Origin of the sequence: Candidatus Palauibacter soopunensis (assembly GCF_947581735.1) — a bacterium.
GTDB lineage: Bacteria > Gemmatimonadota > Gemmatimonadetes > Palauibacterales > Palauibacteraceae > Palauibacter > Palauibacter soopunensis.
On sequence record NZ_CANPVT010000045.1, the window covers coordinates 22650 to 37938 of the forward strand.

11 protein-coding genes are annotated in these 15289 nt (G+C 69.6%); 6 read left to right on the forward strand and 5 right to left on the reverse strand.

The genetic code is table 11. The annotated features are described in order from the left end of the window. Nucleotides 1–187: 187 nt before the first annotated feature. The 5 genes from RN901_RS11815 (at nt 188) to RN901_RS11835 (ending at nt 6093) form a co-directional block, all read left to right on the forward strand. Nucleotides 188–1129: a M23 family metallopeptidase gene (locus RN901_RS11815; RefSeq protein ID WP_310758487.1), complete on the forward strand. Its 942-nt coding sequence runs from the start codon at nt 188–190 to the stop codon at nt 1127–1129. 73 nt (nt 1130–1202) lie between these two features. Then, the gene (locus RN901_RS11820) at nt 1203–1964 is read left to right on the forward strand and encodes a hypothetical protein (protein ID WP_310758488.1); all 762 of its coding nucleotides are present in this window, start codon (nt 1203–1205) and stop codon (nt 1962–1964) included. Between the two features lie 96 nt (nt 1965–2060). Beyond that, nucleotides 2061–4238, forward strand: coding sequence for a 3-hydroxyacyl-CoA dehydrogenase NAD-binding domain-containing protein (locus RN901_RS11825; RefSeq protein WP_310758489.1), 2178 nt, complete (start codon nt 2061–2063; stop codon nt 4236–4238). Continuing rightward, nucleotides 4239–5306: a DUF402 domain-containing protein gene (locus tag RN901_RS11830; protein ID WP_310758490.1), complete on the forward strand. Its 1068-nt coding sequence runs from the start codon at nt 4239–4241 to the stop codon at nt 5304–5306. Between the two features lie 115 nt (nt 5307–5421). Then, nucleotides 5422–6093, forward strand: a complete 672-nt coding sequence (locus tag RN901_RS11835; RefSeq protein WP_310758491.1) for a M50 family metallopeptidase — start codon at nt 5422–5424, stop codon at nt 6091–6093. A gap of 36 nt (nt 6094–6129) precedes the next feature. On the opposite strand, the gene RN901_RS11840 is transcribed toward RN901_RS11835, so the two are convergent. Then, entirely contained in the window at nt 6130–7536 is a 1407-nt protein-coding gene (locus RN901_RS11840) for a M28 family metallopeptidase (protein WP_345782388.1), read from the reverse strand. A gap of 244 nt (nt 7537–7780) precedes the next feature. Between RN901_RS11840 and RN901_RS11845 the strand changes: the two genes are divergently transcribed. Continuing rightward, the gene (locus tag RN901_RS11845; protein ID WP_345782387.1) at nt 7781–9559 is read left to right on the forward strand and encodes a proline--tRNA ligase; all 1779 of its coding nucleotides are present in this window, start codon (nt 7781–7783) and stop codon (nt 9557–9559) included. Nucleotides 9560–9606: 47 nt separating this feature from the next. Here the strand turns inward: RN901_RS11845 and RN901_RS11850 are convergent, their stop codons facing one another. The 4 genes from RN901_RS11850 to RN901_RS11865 all read right to left on the reverse strand — a co-directional run bounded on the left by RN901_RS11850 (nt 9607) and on the right by RN901_RS11865 (nt 15191). Beyond that, on the reverse strand, nt 9607–11739 hold the full coding sequence (locus RN901_RS11850) for a TonB-dependent receptor (RefSeq protein ID WP_310758494.1): 2133 nt from the start codon (nt 11737–11739) through the stop codon (nt 9607–9609). Then, nucleotides 11726–14185: a glutamine--tRNA ligase/YqeY domain fusion protein gene (locus tag RN901_RS11855; RefSeq protein WP_310758495.1), complete on the reverse strand. Its 2460-nt coding sequence runs from the start codon at nt 14183–14185 to the stop codon at nt 11726–11728. Before RN901_RS11855 ends, RN901_RS11850 begins: the two co-directional genes overlap by 14 nt. A gap of 79 nt (nt 14186–14264) precedes the next feature. After that, a complete protein-coding gene (locus RN901_RS11860) occupies nt 14265–14471 on the reverse strand; it encodes a hypothetical protein (RefSeq protein ID WP_310758496.1) in 207 nt (68 codons plus the stop codon). Nucleotides 14472–14624: 153 nt separating this feature from the next. Then, nucleotides 14625–15191, reverse strand: a complete 567-nt coding sequence (locus RN901_RS11865) for a methyltransferase domain-containing protein (RefSeq protein ID WP_310758497.1) — start codon at nt 15189–15191, stop codon at nt 14625–14627. Nucleotides 15192–15289: the final 98 nt, after the last annotated feature.

The following is a 15289-nucleotide window of genomic DNA, read 5'->3' on the forward strand; positions in this document are numbered from 1 at the left end:
TCTCCGCCCGGGACGCTTACGCCCGGAACGCTTCCGCCCCGGGCGGGTAAAACGTTGACACTGGTTGCCGCCCGGGACTAGCTTTACGGGCCGATGTTACGGCTGCGGACGGGTGGTTTGCCGGTTCGCGGCGACCTGCCGGGAAGTTCGACCGGCTTTTTTTTCGCCCATCTTACGGCTGGACGACTTGAGAAAATCTTCGTACTGGACGATACAGATACTGCCCGGGAGTGGAGGGCGCGCGCGCAGCTATCGCGTGGAGAAGCGCCGTGCGAAAGCTGCCGGAATCGCCGCGGCCGTACTCCTGATGATGGCGTCCGCCTTCGTCGCCACCGTGTTGGGGCGGCAGGACGCGGCGGAGCAGCTTGCGCGCTATCGGGCCGAGAACCGGCAGCTGATCAGCAGCCTGCAGGCCATGGAGCGCCGCAGCGGACAATTCAGCCAGGCGCTCGACGACCTCTCCGCGCGGGAACAGAGATTCCGGCTCGTCGCCGGCCTTCCGCTGCTCGATCCCGATGTCTACTCGGTCGGCGTCGGCGGCCCCGGCGGCGTCACCCCGACGAACGACGAGTTCTTCGAGATCGCCCCGGACCTGGCGCGCGAGGCGGGAGATGTGGTCGTCGACATCGAACAGTTGCTCCGGCGCGCGGATTTGCTTCGAAGCAGTCTCACCGAGGCGGCGGATTCCGTGGGAACTCAGCGCGAGCGGTATCAGCGCATTCCCTCGATCTGGCCGGTCATCGCGGAAGAGTCCTTCCTCTCCTCGGGCTTCAGCCACAACCGGCTGCATCCGCTGCTCGGGCTCCGGCGTCCGCATACCGGGGTCGACATTTCGGCCGATTTCGGAAGTCCCGTCGTCGCGACGGGGGCGGGGCGCGTCACGTTCACCGGCTCGAAGCAGGGGTACGGCCGGCTCGTCGAAATCGATCACGGCGATGGCTACGCGAGCCTCTACGCCCACCTGGGCCGCATCGCGGTTCGCGCGGGCGCGTGGGTCCAGCGTGGCGATATCCTGGGGGAGGTAGGCGTCTCCGGCACGGCAACGGGTCCGAATCTCCACTACGAGGTCTCGGTCGGCGGCCGCCCGGTGAACCCGGTCGGCTACTTCCTGGACACCTTCCGCCCCTAGACAGCTACCGCCCCCGGCAGGAGCTTCTTAGATTCCGCCCACTTACCGGAACACCCCAACCGGAGTTCGATTGATGTCGAAGTTGCGTGTGGCTATCCCGCTTCTGGCGATCCTCCCGTTGCTGGCCGCCTGTGGCGGCAGAATCACCGTGCAGGTTACGACGGACGACGCCGCGGCCGAACCCGTGAACGACCTGGAAGTTCAGTTTCTCCCGTTCGACCGCGACTCCCTGTTCGCGATCATCGTCGGACAGGCCGCGACGCCGGAGCCGTCGATCCCGGCGGATCTCGAAGAGGCCTCCTTGACGGAGCAGGAGTTGCGGGACTCATGGAGCACGGCGGAGTCGAGTTGGAACAACGTCCGCGATTCCATGCGGTCGATCACCGCGCGGCTCGATAACCTCGACGACCGCAGCGTGGAGTACCGGGAACTGTTCGACCGGTTCGGCGATCTCGAGGATCGCGAACGGGCCCTGAACCGGCAGCGCCAGGCGGCCTTCGACGAGTTCAACGAGATGCAGCAGGCCACCCAGCAGCGCGTCGACTCGATCTGCATCGTCATCGATTCCTGGGAAGAAGCGGCTTTCGCGGGGTACGGCGACATAGAGGACGATCTCCTCATGGCGCTGGGACGAGAGGTGCTGGCGGACACGACGGACGCCGATGGAGTGGCAGCGGCGTCGGCGTCCGGCGGTCCCTGGTGGATCCACGCGCGGGTGAACACCGCGGCCGGCGAACTCTACTGGAACGTGATGGTCGACGAGGCTCCGTCGGACACGCTGCGGCTGCAGCCGGGCAACGCCGATCTGCGACAGGGTGTGCGTCAGCGCTGCTAATCGTGCGTCCGCGCTACTAGCGTAGTGTCGCGATGAGCGGCTTTCACGCCGCGCGCAAACCCGCGGTCCCCCGGCTGCCGGGTAGCTGGGGGACGCATGGCCGATAAGCCCAGGTCGCTCAGGCTCGAGATCGACGCGGACAAGATCGGCTGGCTGATCTTCGACGCCCCCGACTCGCAGGTGAACCTCCTCGATTCCGAGGTGATGCGGCACCTGGACGGCTATCTCGCCGAACTCGAGTCGCGGATCGCCACCGGACACCCCATCGCGGTCGTGATCTGGAGCGAAAAGCCCGACACGTTCATCGCCGGCGCCGACGTCAACGAGATCGCCGAGATCGAGGACGAGGAGGACGGCCGCCGGAAGAGCGCCATGGGGCAGCGGATCTTCAGCCGGCTGGGACGGCTCGGGATCCCGAAGATCGCCGCGATTCGCGGCGCCTGTCTGGGTGGAGGCACGGAACTCGCCCTGGCGTGCGACTGGCGCCTGGCCGCGGACACGCCCGCCACGACCATCGGCCTGCCCGAGATCAAGCTCGGGCTGATTCCCGGGTTCGGCGGCTCGGTGCGGCTGCCGCGCCTCGTGGGGATTCAGCGGGCGCTCTCGATGATTCTCACGGGGAGGAGCCTCTCGGCCGCGCACGCGTACCGATACGGCCTCGTCGACCAGGTCTTCGACGACGCGGGTTTCCAACATTCCGCCGCGCAGGTGGCCCTCGACGCCGTGCTCGGGCGGGTAGAGCGCGAGCTCCCGCATGCGACGACACGGGACCGCTTCCTGGAAAACACGGGCCTGGGCCGCCGCCTCCTGTTTCGGGGCGCCCGCAAGCGCGTACGCAGCGCCTCGGGGACGCGATACCCCGCGGCCCTGAAGGCGATCGATGTCATCGAGGAAACGCTGGACCTGCCGATCGATGAGGCCCTCGCCGTCGAGGCGGAGGCCCTCGGGGAAGTGGCCACGACGAACGTCTGCCGCAACCTCGTGCGGTTGTTCCGGGGAGGTCGAGCCGCGAACAGGACGTTCGCTCCGGAGATCGCGGCACAGCAGCGGGACGTCAGGAAAGTCGCCGTCCTCGGGGCCGGCGTCATGGGCGGCGGGATCGCCGAACTCGCCGCCGCGCACGACATCTCCGTAGTCCTCAAGGACATCGACCGGGAGGCGCTCGATCTGGGACTGCGCCACGCTCACGAACTGCTCCAGAAGGCGGGCAAGCGCGGCATCATCGCGCCGGAGGAGGTGGGGCTGAAGTTCGCGCTCGTCCACGGCACGCTCAGCTACGAGCAGTTCGGCGATGTCGATGTCGTCATCGAGGCCGTCGTCGAACGGCTTCACGTGAAGCAGCAGGTCCTGCGGGACGTGGAGGCGGAACTTCCCCCGCACGCCGTCTTCGCGACGAACACATCCTCGTTGTCCGTGACGAAGTTGAGCGAGGCCGCCGCCCGGCCGGACCGGGTCGTCGGCCTGCACTTCTTCAACCCGGTGCACCGAATGCCCCTCGTGGAGATCATCCGCGGCGAGTCTTCCTCGGACGCGGCGCTCGCCACCGTGTTCAAGCTCGCGCGGCGGCTCGGGAAGACGCCCGTGCTGGTCGCGGATCGGCCCGGGTTCATCGTCAACCGGCTCCTCGCGCCGTACCTGAACGAAGTGGGATTCCTGCTGAACGATGGTGCGGACGTGGCCCGCATCGATCGGACGTTGACGGAGTTCGGGCTGCCGATGGGGCCATGTCGACTGCTCGATGAAGTCGGCTTCGACGTCGCGGCGCACGTCGCGAAGGAGATGGCCCGAGCGTTCGGCGACCGCATGCGCCCCTCCGCGGCCCTGGACACGCTCACGGACCTCGGCCGCCTCGGGAAGAAAAACGGTCGCGGCTTCTACACCTACTCGGATCGCGAGGAGCGCGTGGACCGGGAGGTAGGCCGCGCCTTCGGCTCGGGGGGCGGCGGCGTGCGCCCGGAGGAGATCATCGATCGCTGCCTGCTGATCTCCGTGAACGAAGCCATGTACGCGTTGGAGGAACGCGTCGTGGCGGGGCCGGGAGACGTCGATCTCGCGATGGTGATGGGCACCGGATTTCCGCCGTTCCGCGGCGGCCCGCTCGCGTGGGCGGAGTCTCGCGGGGCGCGGTCCGTGCGCGACCGTCTGCTCGAACTGACGGAGCAGCACGGAGACCGCTTCACTCCGGCGCCGGGACTGGATAGGCTCGCCGACGCGGATGGATCGTTCACATCCGACGCCGTGTGGCGAGACCCGGGGTCTCCGCTGGACATGTAGGTGGGTTTCGACCTCCTGGGGGCACGGCGCCGCGCGTTGCGGGCCGCGCGCCGGATCCCGGAAGATGCACCCCGCGTCGACGTCGAGGTGCGCCGCGGGAGCCAGGTGCAACGCTTTCGCCAGGAGCTGCTCGCGGACGGCCCGGGGTGGAAGATCACGCTCCAGATCCTCGATGCGGGCTTCAAGCCGGTGAAGATCGACGAGGCCACGACCCTCCGGCCCGGCTCCCTTCTCATGTGGTTCCTTCGGCCGGGGCAGCCCTTCGAGGTCGGCGCCTTCTACCACGGCCGCGGCACCTTCCAGGGCTACTACATCAACCTGATCCGGCCTCCGCGACTGCAGTCCTCACCCTGGGTCATCGAGGACCTCTACCTCGACGTGTGGTTGCCCGAGGGCGGCGGCGGCGTGTTGCTGGACGAGGATGAACTGGACGCGGCCGTGGACCGCGCCGAGCTGTCGACCGCGGAGGCCGAGGAGGTGCGCGAGACCGGCGCGCGGCTGCTCGCCCAGTCGAGGCGGCCCGGGCGCCCCCGGTGGTTGCCCCGAAGCGTCGGGAGAGCGCCCGCGGAATCCGTGCCGGCGCTCCGCCTGCGCCGGGACGCCCCGGGAACCTTCCATGCCGCGCGGATCTCGGGTCGGATCATCGCCTTCGGGCTCTATCTGCTGGGCGCGGTCTCCGCGACGTCCGCCGGTTTCGCCGCGTTCACCGACGCCTTCCTGATCGCGGGTCCGGCACAGGACGCCTGGCGGCTGACCGTGCTGGGCGAGGCGCTCGTCCTGGCCCCGCTCGCGCTCGGGGGCTGGCTGCCCGCGACCCGCTGGCCGCAGCCGCCGCTGGCCGACGAGCGCTCCCTCTTCATCGCGACCCTCGCTTCGGGGCTGGCGGTGCTCGCGCTCAGCGAGCGCACGGAATGGGCCGGGGCCCTGCTCCCCGTGTACGCGACGCTGGGTCTCTTCTCGCTCGTCTTTACCGTCTGCCGGTGGCGGTTCGACCGGAAAGTGCCGGTATTCGCGCTCGCGGGCGTGGCCATGACGCTCGTCGCGCTCGCCCTGCTGATCGTAACGTGACGACGCGCGCGCCCCCCACATCGGGGCCCGGCCGCGCGACACCGGCGCCTCGTCGCCCGACACCGGCGCCTCGTCGCCCGACACCGGCGCCGCGCGCAGCCCGTACGAGGAACGCATGAACGATCAATCGAAACGAAGAGTCCGTTTCCTGGCCGCGTTCGTCGGTCTCTTTGCGGCCGTGTGGTTCCTCTGGGACACGCCCTTCGTGTATCCGGTGAAACTCTTCGTCGTCCTCCTGCACGAGATCAGCCACGGGCTGGCGACGGTGGCGACGGGGGGCCAGATCCTCGCCATCGAGGTGACGCCGCGCGAAGGAGGACTGTGCCGGTGCCCCGGCGGGAACGCGTTCCTGAGCCTGTCCGCGGGGTATCTCGGAAGCCTGCTGTGGGGCGGGCTGATGATCTGGGGTGCGGAGCGCTTCCCGACGCTGAGTTCGTGGTTTTCCGCGGTCCTCGCCGTGATCGTGGGGGGCATGACGCTGTTCTATGCGCAGCAGTCCTTTGCCGTCGCGTTCGGGCTCGCCTTCTCCGCGGCGCTGCTCGCGGTGGCGTGGCGGGCGAGCGCCGGCGTGAACCGCGTCCTGCTCACGGCGCTCGGCCTCACGAGCTGCCTCTACGCGGTGCTGGACATCAAGAGCGACATCCTCGACCGTCCGGAGTTGCGGTCGGACGCCCGGATGCTGGCCGAACTCACCGGCATCCCCACGCTCGCCTGGGGCGGCCTGTGGATCGGCATCGCGCTGCTGTTCTGCTTCGTCCTGTTCCGCTGGGCCTGGCGGCGCGCCTAGCACTTTCCGGCCACGCGAGTCACCGCCCGGCGGCTGCTAGCTGCCCGGGTCGGGCCGGGTCCACTCCAGCGGCTCGAACGCGCCGATGGGCCACGGGAAGACGACGGGGCTCTCGTAGCCGTCCTCGGACACGCTGGCCACGCCGAAGAGGTAGTTGTCGATGACGATGTTCTCGAGCGTGTGCTCCGTCACGTCGCCCGCGAACACGCTCCACTGCCACTGCGGCGCATCGGTGAGCCGCCAGTAGACGCGGTATCCCGCCAGGTTCGGGGCGTGGTCTGAGGGAACGGGGTCCCACCGCAGCGTCGTGGACGGCCGGACGGCGCCCTGGATCGCGACGTTCCGCGGCGGCGCGGGAGCCCACGCCATGGCGGCGAGCGAGATCGCGTTGACCGCCGTCAGCTTCGCGGCGAAGTCGAACTCGACCTCATCGATCACGTCGCCGTACTCGACGCCGTCTTCCACGCGGATGTCCTGGTGCTGGCGCCGGTAGTCCTCGTTCGCCTCCATGATCCGCACGGCGGGGAAGCCGGCGTCGTTGAACGGCCGGTGGTGCCCGCCGCGCCCGAACCGGTCCAGCCGGTACACCATCATCATGTCGAGATTGGGGACGTAGCCGTCGACGAGGCGGTCGATGAAGCGGGCCAGGTTCCGCGACGGGGAGTCCACCTCGCCCCCGGTGACGCGCCGCCGGGCGGCGACCGACTCGGTTTCGTCCGCCCGCGTGCCCTCGGCGAAGATGCGCGCGATGGTGTTGTCCGAGACGCCGTTCTGGCCCTGGATGTTGCCGATCATGTCGTTGTTCAGCACCGCCTGCAGGCGCCAGCCCTCTTCGAGCGCGACCTCGGCCATGTGCCGTCCGCCGAACAGCCCCTGCTCCTCGCCGGACAGCCCCGCGTAGATGATGGACCCGTTGAACTCGTACTGCGTGAGGACGCGCGCGGCCTCCAGCACGCCGGCCATCCCGGAGGCGTTGTCGTTCGCGCCGGGCGCGTCGGTGACGCCGTCGAGGGCGCCCGTAGCGCGCGAGTCGATATCGCCCGACATCACGACGTAGCGGCCCGGGTCCGTCGTCCCGCGCTGGATCGCGAGCACGTTGACGATGGCCGTCTCCTCCGGGATGCGCGCCGCGCCCATGACCATCGACGTCTGGTACGAGACCTCCAGGCACCCGCCGCATGCCGCGGAGATCTCATCGAACTCGGCCTTGATCCAGCGCCGGGCGGCCCCGATCCCGCGCGTGTCGGACAGCGTGTCGGACAGCGTGTGGCGGGTGCCGAAGCCCGCGAGCCGGCGGATGTCGGCCTCCACGCGCTCGGCCGAGACGGCCGCCACGATGTCGTGCAGCGCCTGGAGTTGCGCCGCCGGCTGCCCGGCTTCCTGGCCCCGCAGCGGCCGGGCGCCGAGCGGGATCGCCACGGCGGTGGCGAGGACGGGGATCATGAGGGGCTTCACGCTGAGCACTGCGAACCTTCGAGGCACGGGTCACTCCGGGGATGAAGTCGTGTCGGCGTCGCGCCGCTGTCGGGCCGAGTCGGTGTCGGGCCGAGTCGGTGTCCGGCCGATATCTTATCGAGATGCTGGCCCCCGGACAGCGGGCCGGTTAGCGTCGCGTGTCTCTGCGCGCCGTCCCGCGGACCTCGTGACCATTCCGAGCCCATTCGTCACCACCCTGAGCGGTCGACCCGTGAATCGAACCGAACGTACAGGACAGCGAGTCTCGAATCTCTTCGGCATGACCCTGCGCCAGGCGCCGGGAGAAACCGAGATCGAGTCCCACAGCCTCCTCGTGCGAGCCGGCTACGTCCGCCAGCTCGCGGCGGGCATCTTCTCCTATCTCCCTCTCGCGTGGCGCTCGCTGAGGAAGATCGAGCAGATCCTGCGCGAGGAGATGGACCGGATCGATGGGCAGGAGTTGTCGATGCCCGTCGTGCATCCGGCGGAGCTGTGGCAGGCGACCGGCCGCTGGTACGACATCGACGCGACCATGGCCCGGTTCGTCGACCGGCGCGAGCGCGACCTGCTCCTGGCGATGACGCACGAGGAGGTCGTGGCCTTCCACGCGGCGTCCGAGATCCAGTCCTACCGGCAACTCCCGGCCATGGTCTATCACATGCAGACCAAGTTCCGGGACGAACTCCGCTCCCGCGGCGGGCTCATCCGCGTGCGCGAGTTCATCATGAAGGATTCCTATTCGCTCGACCGGGACCCGGAGGGGCTCGCGAAGCAGTACGACCGGCACTACGAGGCGTACGAGCGCATCGGGCGCCGCTGCGCCCTGCCGCTCACGGCCGTGCGGAGCGACACGGGCATGATGGGCGGAAAGATCGCCCACGAGTTCATGTACGTGACGCCGATCGGCGAAGACAGCCTCGCGCTCTGCGACGCCTGCGGCTACGCGGCGAACCGGGAGGTCGCCGAGTTCACGCTCGAGCCTCGGGAGGGGGAGATGTCGCCGCTGGAGCGCGTCCACACGCCCGGAACGGCGACGATCGAGGAGGTGACGGGACTGCTCGGGATCGCCCCCCGGGCGACCGCGAAGATGGTCTTCTACATGGGCAGCTTCGCGGGGGAGGAAGGGGCTCGCGAGGAGAAGCTGGTGGCGGCGATCGTGCGCGGCGACCTGGAGGTGAACCCGATCCAGGTCCAGAACCTCGCGGGCGCGCTCGAGCTTCGCCCGGCGCACGAGGAGGAGATCGCGGCGACCGGCATGGTGCCGGGGTTCGCCTCGCCGGTGGGGGTGGAGCCGGCGGCCGCGATCTTCGTCGTCGACCGCTGGGTCGCGGAATCGCCCAACCTGGTGCTCGGGGCGAACGAGACGGACTACCACCTCCGCAACGTGTGCTGCGGCCGCGACTACGAGCCCACGCACGTCGGCGCTGTCGCACTCGCCTTCGAGGGGGCGCCGTGCGGGCGCTGCGGCGAAGGGCTGCGCATGGCGCGCGGCGTGGAGGTGGGGAACATCTTCCAGCTCGGCACCCGCTATTCGGAGGGGCTGGAGGCGACGTACACGGATGAGGACGGGGCCGAGCGCCCGATCTGGATGGGCTCGTACGGGATCGGGACCGGGCGCCTCCTCGCCTGCGTGGCCGAGGAGCACCGAGACGACTACGGCCTCAAGCTGCCGATTTCCGTTGCCCCGTATCACGTCGCGCTCGTCGCGCTCGCGCGGGAGGAGGAGACGTGGGCGGCCGCGGACCGGGTGTTCGAGGAGCTGTGCGCCGCCGGGATCGAGGTGATCTACGACGACCGGCGGGAACTCCGCGCCGGCGTGAAGTTCAACGATGCCGACCTGCGGGGCCTCCCCCTGCGCCTCGTCATCGGAGAGCGTTCGCTCGAAGCGGGGGGTGCCGAACTCAGCCACCGCGGCGTCCGCGAGAGCCGGATCATCCCGCTCGACGACCTCGTGGCCGAACTCCGCCAGGAAATCGACACCCTCATGTCACAGCTCGCCTTGGACGACTGACGCCCCGGACGCGGCCGGCGGGGCTGTAGCCGGATGCCGCGCCTCGCTCAGCCGCCGAACCGCACCCGCAGGCCGCCGACCAGGGTTCGTGGCGCGCCCACCCGGATGAAGCCGTTCGCGTCGTGGGACATCTCCGCGATCACATCGAAGATGTTCTGTACGCTCGCGAAGGCGCTCAGCCGGCTCGTCAGCTGACGGCGGAAGCGGAGGTCGACCAGGAACGAGCCCGCGATCTCCCCCGTGTTGAGGTCGTTGTCGAAGCGGGCGCCCAGATAGCGCGCCGTGGCGACCACTTCGAGCGTCGTCGGATCGATGTGCCCGACCCGCAGCATGGCGCGGTGCGTCGGGCTCCCCTGCACCTCGTTGCCGATCAGGTCCGGGCGGCCCGGCGCGTCCGTCACTTCCGTCGGGTTGTACTGGTGGTTCAGCGCCAGCAGCCAGGCGGCGGACGGACGCAGTTCGATTTCGGTCTCGATTCCGGCGCTCCAGAACGTGCCCACGTTGTCGCGGCGGCGGCATACGCCCCCGGCCGCCACGAAGCCGCACGGCTGAATGACGCCGGACGTTTCAGCTTCCTGGATCGTGACGTCGGTGATCGCATCGCTCACGTTCGCCAGGAAGCCGGTCAGCCGGATCAGCACGGAGGGGTCGGGCTGAAGGTCCACCCCGATCTCGGCGCCGCTGACCTTTTCCGGATTCAGCGCCGCGTTGGACTCGTTGACGACGTTCCCGGCCGCCCGGAACGGCTTGTACAGTTCGTTCAGGGTCGGGACCCGGAGGCCGGTGTAGAGATTCAGCCGCAGCGCGGTGCGTTCGGAGGCCTCGAACGAGAGGCCGATATTCGAGCTGAACTGCGTCCCGCTGCGGTCTTCGAACGCGTCGTCGGTGAGCACGCTGCGGTCGGCCGTGTTGAGGATGTGCCGGGAGCCGGACGAGTTTTGCCACACGTCGAGCCGTGCGCCGGTCCACAACCGCCAGCGCTCGCCGAGGTTGTTGTGACCCTGGACGAAGAGGCCGAACAGCGTCTGATCGCCGCCGGTCTCACGCTGTCTCTGGAAGGCGCCGTCCCGGTACAGGTACTGCTCGGTCGCTTCGCCCGTCGCCCGCAGGAAATCGGCACCCAGAGCGAAGCCCCCCCCGCCCCAGACAAGGTTGGCGCCCACTCCCGATGAGGGAACGTCCTGGCTAATGGACGGCTCCTCGCTGTTCCGGCCCGCACCGACCCCCGAAAACGAGTTCACGTACGTCTGCGACTGCATGTATGCGTTGAACGCGAGCGTGGACGTCTCGCCGGTCGTGAGCGTGGCCCCGACCTGTCCGAAGCCCGCTTCGGTGGTGTTGTTGCGGAGGGGTGTCGCGTTGTCCTTGTCCTGGTCGAAGTAGTTCCCCTGGGCGTGGATGCGCAGGCGGTCCCCGGCCTGGAACTCGACCTTTGCGCGCAACGCCCCGTGGCTCGACGCGGACGGGATGTCCACGGCGCCACGCAGGCTGGGCTCCGTCAGGACGTAGCCGTCGCTGTCGAAAAGCTCACCGGCCACGTAACCGCCGGCGCGGTCGTCGCCGAAGGACGCCATTGCATCGCCGCGGAAGGTGGACTGGCTCCCGCCCTGCACGCTCGCGGAGAGCCCGCCGCCGCCACCCGAGCGCGTGATCACGTGGACGACGCCCGCGAGGCTCTGGCTGCCCCAGCTGACCGTGGCGCCGCCCCGCACGATCTCGATGCGCTCGATGACCTCCACCGGAACCTGGCTCCAGCGCACCCAGCCGAAGTACGGGTCGTTCAGCGGCACGCCATCGACGAGCACGAGCGTCCGGCTGGCGGCGGTGCCCCCCAATCCTCGAATGGTCACGGCCTGCCAGGAGGGATGCGCGACGCCGGCCTGAAACGGGAAGCGGAAGTTGAGGCCCGGCACCTCCTGCAGGACGTCCTGAAGCGTCTGGGCGGCGGAAAGGCGCAACTCCTCGCGCGTGACCGTCGTCACGTTGACCGTGACGTCCCTCACGGAAGTGGGCGCCCGCAGCGCCGAGACGATCAACTCGCCCAGCGCAATCACGCTGTCCGCGGGCACCGGATCCTGCGCTTCGAGCGCCGCGGCCGGCCACAGCCCCCAGAGGGCAAGCACGAGAGACCCGCGGCGAGTACGACGGAGCGCTGGAAGCACCGCTTCACGTAGCGTCATTGAGACTCTCCTCGAGGAGTTCCCTCACGATGGCCGGGTCCGCGCGTCCGTGCGTCGCGCGCATCACCTGACCCACAAAAAAACCGGCGAGGCCGGTGTGGCCGGCGGCATAGCGCGCCACCTCGGCCGGGTGAGCGGCCACGACGCCCTGCACGACCTCGCGAATCTGCTCCGCATCGCCGATCCGGCCCAGCCCCTCGCGCCGAACGATCTCCCGGGGGCTTCCACCGTCTTCCACGAGCCGCGCCAGCAGCGACTTCGCCACCGCCCGCGAGATCGAGCGCTCGAGGACGAGTTCCACAAGCTCGGCCAGCGCCTCCGGCTCGAGGGCGCCCGCGTCGCCTTCGCTGCCCCCGGCGCCGCGGACCTCATGCACGAGCCAGGTCGCGACGGCGGCCGGATCCACTCCGCCGCGGATCGCGCGCTCATAATAGCGCACCGAGTCGGCGGAACCACTGAGCAGGTCGGCGAGTTCGTCCGGCAGCCCCAGCGGATCCCGAAAGCGGTCGAAGGCCGCCTGGAGCGCGGGGTCGGCGCGCCTCGCCGCATCGCGGGCTTCCCGCGCCGAGTCGATGCCGGGCGTTGCGGGCCCGGGCGATCCGTCCTCCGCCGGGGTCCGCGCCTCCGGGGCGTCCGTGTCGCGGGTCCCGTCCGGCTTCGCGCGCCGGCTCCAGGCGTCGCGGAGCGTCACGGTCCGGTTGAAGACGAGCCGGCCGCCGGCCGGAGCTTCGCCGCCCGCCTCGCCGGCCGCAGCCGCGGCTCTCGTGGCACGGTCGGGAACGAAGTAGCCCAACCGCTCGAACTGATAGGCGGTCTCGGGCGGATCTTCAGCCAGACTCGGCTCGCCGCGCGCGTCGGTCAGGACCTGCAGCGAATCCGGGTTGAGGCTCTCCCGGAGGCCTTCGGCGTCTCCATCCGGGTTCGAGAGGCGGAACAGGCGGTCGTAGAGACGGACCTCCATCGGCACCGACTCCGTGGCGGACACCCAGTGGATGGTACCCGCCGGCCGACGCCCGTCGGGCGCCGATCCGCTGCGCGTCTCCGGATCGTACGTACAGCGCAGGCGCACGATCCTGCCGGCGTCGTCCTTCTCCACACTGCGGCAGGTGATGAAATAGCCGTGCCGCAGGCGCACCTCGCGCCCGGGGGCGAGCCGGCGGAAGCCCGGCGCGGGCTCCTCCGCGAAGTCATCCCGCTCGATATAGAGGACCCGCGTGAACGGGACCTTCCGCGTTTTGGGCCACCCTTCCGGCGGGGCATCGGCGCCGCGCGGAAAGTACGGGGCGTCGATCCAGTCCACCTCGCCCTCCGGGCAGTTCTCGACGACGACCTCGAGCGGACGCAGCACGGCGAGCACGCGCGGGGCCCGCCGGTTCAGCGCCTCGCGCACGGCCCATTCGAGCGTAGCGATCTCCACCCGGTTGTCGGCTTTCCCGATCCCGACCTGCCGGCAGAAGGCGCGAATCGCATCCGGCGGGATGCCGCGGCGCCGGAACCCGGCCAGCGTGGGCATGCGCGGATCGTCCCAGCCCGAGACATGTCCGTCCTCCACCAGGAGGAGGAGTTTCCGCTTGCTCACGATCGTGTAGTCCAGGTTGCGGCGCGCGAACTCGTACTGGCGGGGCCGCGGATCCCACGAGCCGAGCGCCTCTCCGCCGCCGCCCTCCGCCCCCGGCACGCGGTCGATGCGGGCGGAAGCGGGACGCGTGTGCTCGATGAACCAGTCGTAGAGCGCGCGGTTGTCCTGGAACTCGAGCGTGCAGAAGGAGTGCGTGATCCCCTCGATGGCGTCGGACTGGCCGTGCGCCCAGTCGTAGAAGGGGTAGATCGGCCACTCATCGCCCGTCCGGTAATGGTGCGCGTGCCGGATTCGATACATCAGCGGGTCGCGCAGCTTCATGTTCGACGAGGCGAGGTCGATCCGCGCGCGAAGCACGTGGGCGCCATCGTCGAACTCCCCGGCGCGCATGCGCCGGAAGAGATCCAGGTTCTCCTCCGTCGAGCGATCCCGGTACGGGCTGGGCCGGCTGGGCTCGCGCACCGACCCCCGGTGGGCGCGGATCTCCTCTTCGGACAGGCTGTCGACGTAGGCGAAGCCATCCTCGATCATCCGCAGCGCCATCCGGTAGAGCGCCCCGAAGTAGTCGGACGCGTAGCGGATCTCGCCGTCCCACTCGAACCCCAGCCAGCGGATGTCCCGCGCGATCGCCTCGACGTAGGACGGGTCCTCCGTCGTCGGGTTCGTGTCGTCCATGCGCAGCGTCGTGCGGCCGCCGTACTCCCGCGCCACCTCGAAGTCGAGGCAGATGGCGGAAGCGTGGCCCACGTGGAGGAAGCCGTTGGGTTCGGGCGGAAAGCGCGTGAGCACGCGCCCCCCGTGCCGCCCGCTCAGGACATCTTCGGCGACGATCTGACGGATGAAATCCAGACGCTCTCGTTGTGGCATGGGCGGAAACTAAAAAAAAAGGCCGGGTCCCGGTACGGACCCGGCCCGACGGGCGGCGTCGCGAGCGATACGGCTCCGTTCAGGACCTCTTGTGGGCGGCAAAATCCCCCGTGGCGGGGGCAGCCGCGACGGGAGTCTCCGGACACGTGACGGTTGCCGGCGTGGTCTGGGTCCCGGCCGCCCGCGCGTCCTGCACGGACCCGCTGTGCGTGCCGAGAATCAGCCCCACCGCCATCACCAGCCAGGCCAGAGAGCCCGTGCTCGCCCACTTCGACAATCTGTCCATGTGACCCTTCCTTCCTCGGAACGGGCGGTTGCGATCTGTACTCTCGTCGTACGAAAAGGAAGCGAGGAAGTTTCCTCCGCGTCCTGAACCTTCGACTCCGGAATCGAAGAAAAGGTTGGCAGACCGCCCGGCGTCCGCGGATCTAGCGGACGGTCACCACGGCCTCGTGAGGCGGGCGAGATAGACCCCGTCCCCGCCCTCGAACGCCACCTCCAACCGCCAGCCGGCCCTCGCGGCGTGGCGCGCGAGCGTTTCGAGATCGATGTACAACTCGCGAAAGGGGCGGCCGACGCGGCCCGCGTGCGAAAGCTCGATCCAGGCCTGACCGGGATAATCGCCGGCGGGTGGCCAGCCCGCCGTCGGCGAGGATCCGCGAATGACGGCTTCCGCGCCGTCGACCAGGATCTGTCCGCCCGGCGAAAGGAACCGGGGGGCGTGCGCGAGGAAGCGATCGAGGCCCGCCAGCGTTCCCACCGGCCCCAGCCCGTTCATGAGCATGAGGACCGTGTCGAATCCCGGTTGCCACCAATGGCGGAAGTCGGCGTGCACGACCGACGCCGCCCCGCGCGCCCGCAGCAGGCGAGCGACGTCGGCGGAGCCTTCCACCGCGACGACGGGGGATCCCTGCGCCTCGAGCGCGAGCGTGTGCGGTCCCGCCCCGGCCCCGAGATCGAGCACCCGGCCGCGGCACAACTCGACGGCATGGCGCTCGAAGTCCATCCACTGATCCGGGGTCCGGAAGAAGAACCCGGCCGGCAGCGATGCATCTTCCCCGAGACTGCAGCGCAGCCGAAGTCCGGGATCGGATTCCCCCGCCG

Excerpts from the sequence above, each read along its gene's own strand:
- RN901_RS11855 (WP_310758495.1), bottom strand. The coding sequence starts at position 14,185 with ATGCCACAACGAGAGCGTCTGGATTTCATCCGTCAGATCGTCGCCGAA.
- RN901_RS11850 (WP_310758494.1), bottom strand. The coding sequence starts at position 11,739 with ATGACGCTACGTGAAGCGGTGCTTCCAGCGCTCCGTCGTACTCGCCGC.
- RN901_RS11835 (WP_310758491.1), top strand. The coding sequence starts at position 5,422 with ATGAACGATCAATCGAAACGAAGAGTCCGTTTCCTGGCCGCGTTCGTC.
- RN901_RS11820 (WP_310758488.1), top strand. The coding sequence starts at position 1,203 with ATGTCGAAGTTGCGTGTGGCTATCCCGCTTCTGGCGATCCTCCCGTTG.
- RN901_RS11860 (WP_310758496.1), bottom strand. The coding sequence starts at position 14,471 with ATGGACAGATTGTCGAAGTGGGCGAGCACGGGCTCTCTGGCCTGGCTG.
- RN901_RS11825 (WP_310758489.1), top strand. The coding sequence starts at position 2,061 with ATGGCCGATAAGCCCAGGTCGCTCAGGCTCGAGATCGACGCGGACAAG.
- RN901_RS11840 (WP_345782388.1), bottom strand. The coding sequence starts at position 7,536 with ATGATCCCCGTCCTCGCCACCGCCGTGGCGATCCCGCTCGGCGCCCGG.
- RN901_RS11865 (WP_310758497.1), bottom strand. The coding sequence starts at position 15,191 with ATGGACTTCGAGCGCCATGCCGTCGAGTTGTGCCGCGGCCGGGTGCTC.